The organism is Hymenobacter psoromatis (genome assembly GCF_020012125.1).
GTDB lineage: Bacteria > Bacteroidota > Bacteroidia > Cytophagales > Hymenobacteraceae > Hymenobacter > Hymenobacter psoromatis.
Map to the genome: position 1 here is coordinate 3,879,135 of NZ_JAIFAG010000001.1, position 15,673 is coordinate 3,894,807.

The 15,673-nt window shown below is 60.2% G+C and carries 3 protein-coding genes; all 3 read left to right on the top strand.

Annotation, left to right across the window (positions count from 1 at the left end; translation table 11 throughout):
- Positions 1-67 precede the first annotated feature (67 nt).
- On the top strand, positions 68-9,427 hold the full coding sequence (locus LC531_RS16695; RefSeq protein ID WP_223652265.1) for a DUF11 domain-containing protein: 9,360 nt from the start codon (positions 68-70) through the stop codon (positions 9,425-9,427).
- 506 nt (positions 9,428-9,933) lie between these two features.
- Positions 9,934-15,033 carry a beta strand repeat-containing protein gene (locus tag LC531_RS16700; protein ID WP_223652267.1) on the top strand — a complete coding sequence of 1,700 codons (5,100 nt, stop codon included), beginning with the start codon at positions 9,934-9,936 and terminating at the stop codon, positions 15,031-15,033.
- Between the two features lie 117 nt (positions 15,034-15,150).
- Positions 15,151-15,642: a cyclic pyranopterin monophosphate synthase MoaC gene (moaC, locus tag LC531_RS16705; protein WP_223652269.1), complete on the top strand. Its 492-nt coding sequence runs from the start codon at positions 15,151-15,153 to the stop codon at positions 15,640-15,642.
- Positions 15,643-15,673: the final 31 nt, after the last annotated feature.

The window sequence follows — 15,673 nt, forward strand, 5'->3', positions numbered from 1 at the left end:
CCTTAACTTCTTCTCCCTCAACTTCATTTTTCTTATTACTCCCCGTCCAACGTTTGTTTTCACCTTTATGAAACCAATCATACGCTTACTCACCCTTTTGCTTGCTTGCGCGGCCTTCGGGCCGCCACGCACTGCACTGGCCCAAACGTGTACTACGACCACCAGCACGCTTGACTACTCCGCGGCACCCAACGGCGACCGAACGGCCACTACCGAAACAGTTGGGGGAGCTACTACCGTTACTACTAGTGCTTACAGCACCACGGTAGCCGGGGGCAGGGCCAATACTTTCTCGGTAGGCACTGACCCCAACATCTACCAGAAGTCGCTGGTGTGGCAGCAAAATACCCAAAATAACGGGACGGCGACGGGTGCAGCCAAGGTAACGTATACTTTCAGCCGGCCCGTCTCTAACCTGACCATCATCGTAAACGATATCGACCAAAGCACCGTGGGCGGGGCCAACTTCACCGACCGGATGACTTTCGACGGGTACGTGAACGCGACGGATACCAACCCGATTGATTTGAAGAATACAGACGTAACGGCGGCTAGCCCTTACAACGCTTTTGTGGGCACTGGCTCAACCCTGCCAACGGGCGTTGTGGGCAAAAAAAATGCTTTTACGGGTACGTCTCCCGCCAATTCAATAAAGGCCAGCAACGTCACGGTAAGGTTTCCACAACCCGTTACCAAGTTGGTGCTGAGCTATGAAAACGTCCTAGCCTACGCGGCTGGCACGGACCGCACGCAAACCGTTGGCATTATCAGCATGAGTCTTTGCCGGCTAGCCCCGGTAGCTAACAACGTAACCAACTCGGCTACCATCCCGACCAACGCCGGGCAGGTTAATATTGATAACCTGAGCAGCACCGTGGACGGCACGGTGAAGAACTACACCGTGACGGCTATCCCGCCTGCCGCACAGGGTGTGCTTTATTACAACTCGACGGGCAGCACCTACGCGGCCGTAACCAACGGCCGGACCCTAACGCCGGCCCAGGCCGCCAGCCTGCGCTTCGCCCCAGCCGCTGGAGCCACGGGCACCAATACCACGTTCAGCTACACCATAACGGACGACGCTAACCTGACCTCGGCCGCTGCTGCCACTTTCACCATTCCGCTGCAAGCCGTGACACCCTGCGTGGCCACGGCCACGTTGGACTTCTCAACTACGGGAGCTACCGGCGAAGATTGGAAAAACCACGCGGTGCTCAGCGTTCCGGCGGGCTCGTCGGTTACACAGATTAGCAGCGGCGGTTATACTGTTGATGCGGCTTCGGCGGCCAACTCTACGCTATTAATCGGTGTGCAAACCACGGGCAATACTATCAAGTGGAGTAATAACTACGCCAACGGCAGCCCTAAAACTTCTTCAGTCACCTTCACCTTCACCCGCCCCGTGGCCAACTTCACGGTACGGGTTGAAGACATTGATGCAGGTACCAACTATCTTGACCAAGTAGTATTTACAGGTAAGAACGGCGCAGCCAGCGTTACACCGTCCCTGAGTCCGGTGGACCCCAACCAGATTTACTTCACCACCAGCGGTAACACGGCCACGGGTATCGCGGGCCAACCTAACAATGGCACGCGCGACGGCGCATCGGTTATAGCGTACTTCCCTTCGCCCATTACCACTCTAACCCTAACGTATAACAACGCAGCGGCCGGTGCCACTTCCGCAAACCAAGCAGTCGGCATCGACCTGCTGAACTTCTGCCGGATAGCTCCGGTAGCTGACCCCGTAGCCAGCAGCGTATCAAACGCCGCGAGCCAGGCTTACGTCAATGACCTCAGTTCGACGGTAGATGGCACGGTGCAGTCGTACTCGTTCACGTCGGTACCGACGGCGGCCCAGGGCACGTTATTCATCGGAAACACGGCGGTTACGACCGGCACCGTGATAACGGCCGCGCAGGCCAGCCAGCTGACGTTTACGCCCGCGGCAGGTTCTACCGGCACGTTCAGCTTGAACTACACGGTAAAGGACGATGCCGGCCAGGTCAGCAGCCCGGCTACTTATGCCATCACGGTAAACGCCAGTGGAGCGATGGGCACACCAGCCGCCTGCGCCAATCCTGGCCGCGACGGCTCGCCTACGGGCCTCACGACGAACCCGAACACCTACTACCCCAGCACGGCCACTCAAACGGTGGCGGCCGGGGCTACTTCCATTGCAGTAGGCGCAGCCACGGGCACGACCAACATTGCCGCCGGCGACCTGCTACTGATTATTCAAATGCAGGGGGCTGACATCGATGCCACTAATACCGATAGCTACGGCGACGGGGTAGCTGGCGGCGGGGCCAACGGTAACCTGAACAATGCCAACTTCACGGCCGGCACCTATGAGTATGTAGTGGCCAACAGTGCTATCACGGCTACGGCCGGGGGCACCATCACACTGGCTACTACCCTTAAAAATGGCTATGTAAACGCGGCGGCTACCACCACGGCCGGTCAGCGCCGCTTCCAAGTGGTGCGGGTGCCCCAGTTTGGTAACCTGACCCTGGGCGGCAACATTACCCCCACGGCCTGGAACGGCAGCGTGGGCGGTATTATCGCTATCGATGTGGCCAAGCAAACCAACCTGGCCGGCTTCACCATCAACGCCAGCGGCGCGGGCTTCCGCGGCGGTGGGGGCCGGAAGCTGTCCGGTAATACCACGGCCACCGGCACCGACTACCGCTTTTTTTCCGGCGCGGATAACCAGGTGACGAGTGCCCACGGCTCGAAAGGCGAAGGCACCGCTGGCACTCCGAAGTATATCAACATCTTAAACAGCGCTGGTACCGACGACTTTAACACGGGCTCGGACTACCCTAACGGTAGCAATGGCCGCGGAGCCCCCGGTAACGCCGGCGGCGGCGGCACCGACAACCTGGGCAGTACCAACAACGCGGAGAACTCCGGCGGGGCTGGCGGGGCCAACGGCGGCCGCGGCGGCCGCGGCGGCAACACCTGGAATACCAACCTGGCCATCGGCGGCGAGCCGGGCGCGGCCTTCGCGGTGGCCAGCAGCAGCCGGCTGGTGCTGGGCGGCGGCGGCGGCGCGGGCTCAACCAACGACGGCTCAGGCACGCCCAACAACGGCTTTGCCAGCAGCGGCGCGACCGGCGGCGGCCTGGTGATGCTGCGCACGGGCACCGTGAGCGGCACGGGCACCATCCTGGCCAATGGCCTTAACGCCAACAACACCGTGGTCAACGACGGCAGCGGTGGCGGCGGGGCCGGCGGCTCCATCCTACTGACGGCCACCACCCCGGCCGGCCTGGCTAACCTGACCCTCACCGCCAACGGCGGTACCGGGGGCACTAATACGGGCGGCGGCGTACCCCACGGCCCCGGCGGCGGCGGCGGCGGCGGCGTCATCCTGACGAATGGCTCGGTAGCTACGGCTTCAGCGGCGGCGGGCGCGACTGCCGGCACCACCAACGGCGGTACTTCTTTCGGTGCGAACCCCGGCCTGACGGGCAACACTAATAACCAAATTAACAACGGCGTGGCCAATAGCGTGAGCGGGGCCAGCTGCCCGGCCGATGTGACGACCACCATCACCGGCCCGACTACGTTGAGTGCTGGCCAGCCCGCGGGCTCCTACCCCAACTATACGGCCACGTTCACCAATAACGGTACGGGCACGGCCAGCAACGTAACGCAGACTGTGACGCTACCCGCCGGCGCGACCGTGACGGCTGCTAACCTGCCGGCCGGCGCGACCTTCACAACCACGGGCACCGGCGCTACGGCCGTCACGACCGTCAACTTCGGCACGGCGGCTTCGTTGGCTAACGGGGCCAGCAATACGTTCTCGTTCGGCTTTACGGCTCCGGCCACGGCCGGCTCCTACCCCCTGACTGCCAACGTAGCCACGGATGCCAACCAAGGCGCTAACGCGGCCGCGGATGCCGCTACGCTCACCATTCAGGTGAACAATGCCTCAGCCAACTGTGCGAAATCGTACTATGACAACACGAACTCCTACGGCGGCCTGTCGGCAGACTACTACCGGGGTGATTACAATAATAACCTGAACTACTTCAATACCCAGACGAAAACGTCGGACAGTGGCATAAACCAGGTTATCGACTTTACCCGGAACGGTGGGACTGGCAACGGAATTGGCACGTTCCCCATTACGACGGCGACCCTACCTACGCCTACTAGCCTGTTCAGCGCCCGCTACCGGGGTAATATCACCATCACCACGGCGGGTAGCTACACGTTCAGCTCCAACATCGACGACCGCCTGCAGGTCTGGATTGATGGCAATGCCATCCCGGCCACGGGGGCACCTCAGACCACTACTTTCACCCCAACCCTAGGGAACGCGATTATAAACGTGCCCAGCTACACCAACGGTACCACCACGAGCGCGGCCATTCCCTTGTCGGTGGGCCAGCACAACATCCTGATATTTTACGGAGCGGGCGGTGGCCAGGACAACGTCAACCTGAAATATTCGGGCCCTGGCATTACGGGCACCGTGGTCATTCCGAACTCGGTACTCTGCGCCGGTCCATCGAACGTGCCGCCGGTGGCGGTGAGCAACACCAACGCGGCCACTATCCCCAACAACGCGGGCCCGACGACACTGAATCCCTCGCTGGCCGGCACCGACCAGGACGGCACGGTGACCAGCTACATGGTGAACCTGCCCAGCGCTACCCAGGGCGTGCTCTACGTGGGGGCGCAGGTGCTCAACACCACCAACTTCCCCGGCCTGGTCATTACCGCCGCCCAGGCCGCGCAGCTCAAGTTTGCCCCTACCCCCGGTTTCGTGGGCAACGCTGCGTTCACCTTCTCGGCCATCGATAACACGGGCCAGTACTCCAACGACGTGGCTACCTACACCATCCCGGTGTCGGCGGCCGCCGATGTGACCACGGCCCTGACCGGCCCCGCCACGGTAGTGCTGGGCCAGCCCACGGGCACCTACACGGCAACGTTTACCAACGAAGGTCCTTCGGCGGCTTCGGCCGTAACCCGCAAAGTGACGTTGCCCGCCGGTGTTACCAACGTGGTACTACCCGCCGGCGCTACGCTCTCGGGCAGCACCATCGACTTCGGCAACGCCACTACGCTGGCCAGCGGGGCCAGCAACTCGTTTAACTTCAGCTTCACCCCGGCCACGACGGCCACGGGCACCCTGGCTATTATGAGCAACGTGACTACGACGACTTCGCAGGGCGTTAACACCGCCCCCGATGCCTCAACCCTCACGACGACGGTAGCCCCGGTAGCCGACGTAGCTACGACCCTAACGGCCAACACGACCCCGGTAGCAGCCGGCACCCCGGCCACGGCTACCAACCCGGCCAAGTTTAATGTGACCTTCACCAACAATGGCCCGGCAACGGCCGATGGCGTAACGGGCACGGTGCAGCTACCCGCCGGACTCACGGGGGTAATCATCTCGTTCCCCAACGGAGCGAATGGCGTGAGTGGCTCGTACAATTCCACGACGGGGGTAGTGACCTACACGGGTGCTACTTCTATCCCGAGCGGCGGTTCTATTACTTCCGGTATTGCCTTCGATGCGCCGGTGAACGGCCCGGTAGCGGCTACCTCGCTCATCTCGACGACGACTAACGAAGGGGGTAAGACGGCCAACAACACGAAGAGCGCGACCATCGCCATCTCCCCGACTTTCGACCTGACGACGACCATCAGCGGCCCGGCTTCGGCCGTGCCCGGCGACCTGGTAACGCTGGCCGTGACGACGACCAACAACGGCCCGAGCCCTTCGCCCAACGCAGTGCAAACCGTGTTGCTGCCCCAGGGCCTGACCAACGTGTACGTGAGCAACGGCGGGGTCTATAACGGAACCTCGACAGCTCAGAATATCACCGTGAACGGCGTAACGTATACCAACGTGCAGCCCGGCCAGGTGGTGTTCCCTACCGTCGGCAGCCTGCCCAGCGGCCAGACCGTAGCTAATTCGGTGAGCTTCTCGCAGCCAGGCGCGGCGTACTCACCCGCGGCCGTGGTATCTACCACGAGCTTTGAAGCGAACACGGCCAACAACACGGCCTACCTCAACGGGGCTACCAGCAGCACGCCCGTAGCGGTGCTGACACCAGCGCCTGCCTCAGGCACGGCCAATGCCTACACGACAATCACCTCTTCGGTAGCCTCGACCACGATAGGCAGCCCTGTAACGCTGACCGTAGTAACGGGCAACAACGGCCCCAACGCGGCTACCGGTGTGACCCAGACGGTGCAGCTGCTACCCGGCCTCACGGGGGTAACCATCTCCAACAGTGGCACCTACAACAGTACCACGGGCATCGTAACCTTCTCGACCCTGACCACGCAGGCCAGCGGCACGAGCGTGAGTAATACCATCACCTTCAACGCCCCGGCCAGCACCGGCAACAACGGCCAGCTACTGGCAATGGCTGCCGTAGCTACGACCAACATTGACCCCGTACCGGCCGATAACGTGGCTTCGGTAGGTATCACGCTGGCGCAAACGGCTGACCTGGCCTCTACGGTGACGGGTCCGGCTTTGGCCCAGGCCGGCCAGCCGGTTACCTACACGGCGCGCTTTGTCAACAACGGCCCGATGGTGGCTACCAATGTGGTAGAGACCGTGCAACTGCCAACCGGCCTGGTGGCCAACGCCGTGACCATCACGGATGGTATTGGCAACCCGGTGACCAACGCGACCTATAACCCAACGACCGGCTTGGTAACCTTCGCGACCATCGCAACGGACCTGAACGGAGCTGCACAGGTCTACAACCTGACCTTCGCCGCTCCGGCGCAGAACCTGTCGGTGCGCAGCAACGTGACCTCGGCTACTGCTGACGCAGCCCCGGCTAATAACAGCACTACGGCCCTCACGACCATCACGGGCACCGCCGACCTGGCCACGACCGTAGCCGGCCCGGCTACCGCCGTGGTGGGCAGCGCGGTTACCTACTCCGTAACGACGACCAACAATGGCCCCGCAACCGCGACCAACGCTGTGACGACTTTGCAACTGGCAACTGGCTTCACCAACGCTACCCTCCAGGTAGGTGGCCAGACTGGTACGCTGAGCAGCAATACTATCACTTATGGTAGTGGTGCTACCGCCTCCACCTACAATACCACGACTGGCCTGGTAACCTTCCCGACCGTGGCCGCGCAGGCCAGCGGCGCGACGACGACCAACTACGTAACCTTCGTGATGCCAAACGCGACCGGTGGCCAGACCACCGGGGTAGCCTCGGTATCGTCGGCCACTACCGACCCAGCTTCGGGCAACAACACGGCTAGCGTTGCCACGAGCGTGGCGCCCACGACGACGACCTCAGCTGACATCACGGCAGCCGTAACGGCTACGGCCACCTCGGCCGCACCGGGCGCAACCATCGCCTTCACGGCGACCTACGGTAACAACGGGACTGACCCGGCCGTGAACGTGATGCCGACCTTGCAGCTGGCTCCGGGCCTCACAACCGCTACCATCACGGTGGCCGGGCAGGCGGGCACGCTCAGCAATGGGCTTATCACCTTCCCCAACGGCGCGGTCTACAACGTGCAGTCGGGCTTGGTTACCTTCTCGACCATCGCCAGCCAGGCGAGCGGCGCGGCTGGTAACGTGAGCTATGCTGTGAACGTAACGGCCCCGGCCAACGGCACGGTAACGGCCGTGGCCGCCACGACCTCTAACACCAGCGAGCCCAATACAGCGGCGGCCCAGGCCAACGACGTAGCGAGCACGAGCGTGACGGTTACCCCGTCGTTTGATGAGGTAACGAGCCTGAGCGGCCCGGCTTCGGCCCCCGTGGGCAGCCCGGTGACCTACACCGTAAACACGACCAACAATGGCCCCTCCCTCACGACTGGCATCACGACCCAGACGGTCACGCTGCCGACCGGCGTCACGGCCACTAATATCAGCAACAGCGGTATGCAGTCGGGTAACACCATTACCTGGACTATTCCGGCCGGCCAGGCCGCCGGGACCAACGGGGCGGTAGCCAATACTTTCACCATCACGCAGCCCACGGGCGGCGCGACGCTGACGGCCAACGTGACCTCGCCCGGCGAGAGCAACACGGGTAATAACTCGGCCACGGCTACTACCACGGTTACTAACCTGGCTCCGCTGGCCTACGCCGTGGTGAACAGGCTGCAAGGTCCGCAATCAAGCGACGCGGGCGGCCTGCCTAATGGCCTGCTCATCTCGCCGCTCGCCGCTTCGGACCCCGAGAACAGTTTCGCTACCTCCAAGTATACCATCGCTGCTGCGCCTGATGCGTCGCAGGGTGTGCTGTATTATAATAATGGTGGCACCTACGCAGCCGTAGCCAGCGGACAGACGCTGACCGACGCGCAGGCTCAGACGCTGAAGTTCAAAGCGGCGACCGGCTACGTTGGCAACGCTTCCTTCACCTACCTGACCACCGACGCGGCGGGTAATATGTCGCCCACTGTGAACTATACCATCCCGGTGGAAACGGATACTGAAGCGGCAACCTACACGGTACTGGCCCCCAAGGCTAGCGCTTACACGACCGGCGACGTGCTGGCCTACACCACGGACGTGAACGGCGCGGTGAACAATGCGGGTACGGCTTCGGTCTACCAGGCCAACGGCACGCTGCAACCCGGCGCTAACAACGGGGTTGCCAGCGCGGTGCTCGCTGCCACTGGCCCTACCAGCAACCCTGGCAACACGCTGCCAGCTGGCGTTTCGCTAAATCCGACTACCGGTCAGATTTACGTGAGTGATGTGAGTGCTACTGGTTTGATGAATAATCCGACCGCCCACACCTACAGCGTCAATGTCACGACTATTGATGCCAACGGCGGCCTCACCCTGCAGACGGTGACCTTCACTATCAAGCCCAACCCGCTACCAGTAGTGCTGACGGCCTTCACGGCCCAGGCCGTGCAGAACCGCGACGCGCTGCTGAGCTGGAACACGGCCTCGGAAGTGAACAGCGCCTCGTTTGACATTGAGCGCAGCCTCGACGGCACGGCCTACGCCAAAATCGGCGAGGTAGCCGCCCAGGGCACCACCACCACAGCCCACGCCTATACCTACACCGACGCAAGTATCGCTGCCCGCGCCCAGGGCCCGGTGTACTATCGCCTGCGCCAGGTAGACCTCAACGGGGCCACCAGCTACTCGCCGGTGCGCACCGTGAGCTTCACCAAGGTGACGACCATCGCCCTGAGCCTATACCCCAACCCGGCCCAGCACGCCACGACCCTCGACGTGAGCGCACTGCCTACTACGGGTAGCTACCAGGTACTGGTGCTCGATGCCACCGGCCGCTCGGTACGGTCGCTGACCATCGGCGGCGGCCAGCTCCAGCCTATGAACCTGGATGACCTGGCCAGCGGCACCTATCAGGTGCTGGTAACTGGCTCTCTGGCCGATGGCTCGGTGCTACGCCAGGTGCTGCGCCTCATCAAAGAGTAATACTACCTCCGCTTTAGCAGCTAAATTCTAAACGGCCTTACTCTAGAAGAGTAAGGCCGTTTTACGTTATCAGTCAATAATTTATCAAAATAATTATACTTCATGAATAATTTCATAATTGTTCACTTCGCGAATATTGGTCAGTAAACCAGTGAGTGAGGCAAAAAATTAAAGCGCTTTTTAATTAGATAACATCAAAAGGGTGTACATAATAAATTTCAGTTGTAGGTTTGAGCTTACGTTCTGCACTACTACCTAACAATCTAATAACCAGCATCTTTTTTATTATGAAAAAATTCTTATTTTATCTTCTTTTATTACCTTTACTAGGAATATCAGTGCGAAGTTGGGCACAAAACCTGTTGACTAATCCTGGTTTCGAATCGGGTAACTCTGGCTTTATCACCAGTGGCTACACGTATGTAGCAGTTAATGATGCAGGAGCCGGCGACTATACAGTAGGGAAAAGTACTAAACTATTTAACCCAAACTTTCAAAATAATTACGTGGACCACACCAGCGGGTTCGGTAACATGCTGATGGTAAACGCGGCCTCGCCGGCCTCGGCTACAGCCATTTGCTGGCAGCAAACCGTGACGGGCCTGCAAGCCAACCAATCATATACTTTCTCGTTCTGGCTGCTAAACAACTTCTACGTGAGCCCGGCCAGCATCCAGGTGTCGGCCAGCGGCAGCAGCGCCAGCACGGGTGGCAATTTTGCTGATGTCGGTGCGCCGTTCAGCAATACGAGCGGCACCACCACCGGCAGCACTTCGGTGTGGCAACAGTTTAGCCTGACCCTGACGACCGGGTCGGCCAGCACTCAGCTAACCATCCGGCTGCGTGACCTGGTTGGGGCTTCAAACGGCGACGACTTCAGCCTCGACGACCTGGCTCTGATAGTGCAGCCGGGTACTGGCATCCGGGGTACCGTGTTTGAGGATACCAACTATGGAGGCGGAGCCGGCCGGCCTTACGCCACGGCTGCTAGCTCGGCTGCAGCCAGCGGCCAAACGGCCGCCGTGGGCCGCCCCGGCGCTACTGTGGAGTTGTATACCAGTACAAGTGTACTGGCGGGCACCACTACGACCGACGCAAGCGGCCAATATAGCTTTCCAACTGCGGCGGCCGGCTCTTACACAGTGCGCGTCGTCAACGGCACCGTTACCTCAGCCCGGGCGGGCGCAGTAGCAGGCCTGCTACCCGTGCAAACCTTTCGCACCACTAACGGCAGCGCCGATGGTAACCGGGTAGGCGGCGAATACCCGGGCGGTACCGACGGGAGCCCTAATAGCAACATCAATCTGACTTTTACCGGCCAGAATAATAACGGTGATAATACGGCCTTCGTTGATAACGTGGAAGTGCTGCAAGGTGGCGCACCGCTGAGCACGAACCCTATTGCCAACCCTGGTTTTGAGAATGGTACGATAACCGGCGGCTTTCAGTATACCCCCACTGGTGCCGGTATCGGGTGGACATTTAATGCGGGGTCGGGTATTCAAAGTAATAACAGTGCCTTTACCCCACCTAATACAAGCAGCGGTGTGCGGGCAGCTTTGCTACAAAATGTTGCCTCAATGAGTCAAGGCTTCAATCTACCGGCTGGTACTTACACCGTCCGCTTTCAGGCCGCTAAGCGTAGCTCCGGAGGAGTACAGACGCTGTCTGTTACAGTTAATGGCACCAATGTTTTAGCTAACCTGCAAACGACCAACGCTAGCTACGCCACCTACCAGACCGCTGCCTTCACGGTGGGCAGTGGCCTAAGCAGCATCGGGGCCCAAAGTATAGCCCCAATAACGGTGAGCAGCACCGGCATAACGGGCGTAGACTTCGGCTTTAACTTTGACTTAATAGTAAATGCCAACGATGCCGGGCAGGGCTCGCTTCGACAGTTTATCACCAATGCCAATGCTTTGGGAGGCGAGGCGACACTAGCTCAGAGTGGTAACTACGTCAACCAAGTAGTGGGCGCTAATCCCATTAAGGTATCGCTGCCCGCCGGGGTAGAAACCAGCATTTTTATGGTGTCTGACGGCAAGGTTCACCCCGGCCTACTTGCCAACAATGGCTCGGCTACGGGTGGCCCGGCCAGCCTGCTGAGTGGGGGCACGAGCACCACGCAGGTAGCGGCCATCAGCGCCAGCTCAGCCCTGCCCACTATAACCGGGCCGGCCACGGCCGTGAACGGTTGGACGCAGACCGCTAACATCGGTAATACGAACGATGTGACACTAGGCACGGGCGGGTCGGTCGGGACGGCTGGGACTATCCTACCCCAGCTTAACGGGCCGGAGGTACAGCTAGCTGGTACGGGGGCCATCAACGTAGGCTTGAACCTGACGGCGACCGGCGACCGGGTATTGGGCCTAGCCATCTATGGCTTTGGCACCGCAGGCGACAGCGACAACGACGCCAACATCCGCAGCGCAGCCAACCAAGTAAGCTTGCAGGGTAACGTAGTGGGCAGCGCGGCCAGCAGCTTCGCGCTGCCGCCGACAGTATCGAATGCCGACGGTATCCGGGCAGTAACGGGCACGGGCCTAAGTCTTACTAACAACTTGATTGGCTTCAACATCGGAAAAGGAGTCACTACGAATAGCGCCGTGACGGGAGCTATCCTTACGGCCAACGAGTTTCGCAGTAATGCTGCGGGTTCCAGCGCTTGGGCCGGACTTAGCTTACGTGGCAGCACCTCCACTATCAGCAGCAACCTATTTAGCAACAACGCGGGTGCGGGTATCGATGCCTTCCCATCGGCGGGTGGCAATATTTGGAGCGGTAATACCGTGGCCGCCAATGGCAAGGGTACTAGCGCTTCGGCTCCCAACACGACGCCCGGTATCCGCATTTACGGGGTGGGCGACCAGGTAACTCAGAACCTGATTTATGATAATTACGGCGCGGGTATCTTGGTTGACCAAGCTGCTACTAAAGTGGTTATCAGCCAAAACTCCATTTACAATAACGGCGCGCTACCAGCTGCTAACGGCCAGGCCGCCAGCGGCCAGCTTGGCATTGACCTGGAGCAAAACGGTGATAACAATACCGCCGGTACCGGCCCCTACGTCACGCTGAATAGCACGGCCACGACCGGGGCAAACAGCCTTATCAACTACCCTATCCTACAATCGGCCCGGCTCAACGGTACCACGCTGGTAGTGGCGGGCCTGGCGGCGGTGGGCGTCACGGTGGAGTTATTTATCGCTTCCCCTAATAACGTCGCTAACCCCAACGCGGGTAACAACTTCGGGCAGGGCAATTCTTACCTCGGCGGCCAGGTGATTGCCAGCAGTGGAGGCACGGGCAGCTACGGGCCACCAATCATAAATGGCTTTCCGCAGGGTTCGGGTACCAATGTAAATTCTTTTACTATTAGCATTCCGCTGGCCGGTCTCACGGCGGCGCAGCGCTCGGCCCTGTCGGCCAGTGGCGCACTCCTAACCAGCACAGCCACGCTGACCAGCACTGGCACTTCAGAGTTCTCGGGCAACGCACCAGTAGTTAGTGGCCCTACGGCGTTCAACGTGACCAATGTCAACGTGGCCGCTAACTCGGCCGCGGCGGCCCTCAACCCCGGCCTGACCGTGCCGCAGGCAGCCAGCGACCCTAACAACAGCATTGTTTCGTTTACGGTATTTCCAGCCACCGGCGGCACGCTGCTCTACAACGGGGCCGCTATTCCGGCGGGCGGGCAACTAATTCCGATAGCCAATACCAATAAATTGACCTTCCAGCCCACAAACGGCTCGACGGTATCGGGCGTGTTCAGCTTCTACGCAACCAACGCGGCCGGCGGCACTGCGGGGACTAGTAACACGGCCACTTATACCATCCCAGTTACCAACAGCAACAATGCTTACGTAGCTAATGACGACGGCCTCGACGTGCCGAAAAATACGGCGACGAACGGTAACGTGCTCCTCAATGATACCCAGCCGGCCAACGCGACGACTAATTTCACGGTTACACAGGTAGGAACCGGCCCCAGCCACGGCACGGTTACGCTCAACGCAGATGGCTCCTATACCTATACCCCCAGCACGAATTATTTAGGTTCCGACAGCTTTCAGTATCAGGTGTGCCAGAGCGGCGTGTGTTCCAACACGGCCACGGTAACAATTAACGTGTATGACCCAGCACTGGTATGCAACATCGCTACGGGCCCGGACCTCTTGCAAAACCCTGGCTTTGAGCAGGGCAATACGGTCTTTACATCGGCTTATAATTACGTATCGCCGGCCGCTAACAGCAGTGCGGGTAATGGGGGCCTGATACCCGAAACCACTTACGCGGTAGATGTCAACGCCAACACTTACCACCCCAGCTTCGCCGGCAAGGGCCGGGGCGGCAGCGGTAATTTCATGATAGTGAATGGCGCGGCCAACCAGAGCAAGGTGTACGCGCAGACCGTAACCGTAGTGGCTAACCGATACTATTCTTACTCGGGCTACGCGCAGTCGGTCAACCCCCAAAGCCCGGCCATTCTGGGCTTCGTTATCAACAATAAGTCAACTTCCGCATCGGCTACCCTTCCCACTACTACTGGCACCTACGTGCAGTTTTCGGGTGTCTGGTATTCGGGTAGCAGCACCTCTGCCACCTTCGAGGTGCGCGACATTAACCGGGCCGCGGGCGGTAATGACTTTGGGCTAGATGACTTATACTTTGGCACGTGTAGTGTAAACCTGATGGCGGCCAATATTACTAATTCGCCCGGTATTCCGGCGCTGGCCCCGGCCACCAGCATCGCCCCTCTAAATGCTACCGTAACCGGCACAGGGGCAGCAGTGGCCTCGTTCACTATCCAGACGCTACCGACCTCTGGTACGTTGCGGGTAGGCGGACCTAATGGCCAAGTGGTGACGGCGGGCCAGGTAATCCCTTATAACCAGCGGGGAGCCCTGTATTATACTGCGGCCAATGGCTTTGCGGGCAATGCAACCTTTACCTACACGGCTACCGATACGGAGAATGCTGGCTCGGGCAACATCGCTACCTATACCATCCCGGTTAGCTCAGTTCCATTGCCGGTGGTGCTGGCTACCTTCACGGCCAAGGCGGCCGGCACCACTGCCCAGTTAGCCTGGACCACTGCCTCCGAGGTGGGCAATGCGTACTTTGCCATTGAGCGCAGCAGTACCGGCCAAGCCGCCAACTTCGTGGCTATTGATAAGGTAGCCGGCTACGGTACTACTACTACGGCCCACGCCTACGCCTTCATCGACCGCAATGCCGCTGCTATTGGGGCACTAGTATACTACCGCTTGCATCAGGTTGATGCCGACGGTACCAGCAGCTATTCGCCCGTGCGGGCAGTATCATTCGCGCCGGCTGGCAGCCAGCGCTTGACTCTCTACCCCAATCCTACGGTCGGCGCGCGTACCAGCCTCGACCTCAGCTCGCTACCCGCCACGGCTATCTACCAAGTGCGCCTGCTCGATGCTACGGGCCGCAGCACCCGCCAGTGGACGTTGGCCGGTGGCCAATCCCAGCCACTGGACGTGGCCGACTTAGCCACCGGCACCTATCTGGTGCTGGTGAGCGGTAGCTACGCCGATGGTAGCGTGCTGCGTCAGGTGCTGCACCTCACGAAGGAATAGGTTTTGTAAATGCAAAAAAGCCTTCCCGCCAGTTGGCGGGAAGGCTTTTTTATGTCTGGTCATCACCCCTTGCCGTCGGTAGTCCGTACTTTACGCTTTCGCTGAGCCTTATTCTATATGTCTGATGTAGCGCCCAAACTTACTCACCTTAACGATGCCGGCCAGCCAGCGATGGTCAACGTGGGCCCTAAAGCCGTGACAGCGCGCCTGGCCCGCGCCCGCGCCAGGGTGCGCCTCGGGGCCGATATTCTGGCCCTGGTGCAGGCTGGCGACCTACCTTCCCGTAAGGGCCCGGTGTTTCAAACAGCTATTATCGCGGGCGTGATGGCTGCCAAGCGCACGGCCGACCTCATCCCCCTTTGCCACCCGCTGGGGCTCGACGACTGCCAAGTACACATCACCGTCCTACCCCCCGATTCGCTTCTCATCGAGTGTACGGCCCGCGTTACGGGCAAAACCGGCATCGAGATGGAAGCCCTTACCGGGGCCTCGGTGGCCGCCCTCACAGTGTACGATATGTGCAAGGCGATGTCGCACCATATCGTGATTGAGGAAATTCGATTGTTGGAAAAAACCGGCGGCAAAGCGGACTTTTTGGTAAGTGAGTAAGTGGGTAAAGGAACGGCCATGCTGACGAAGG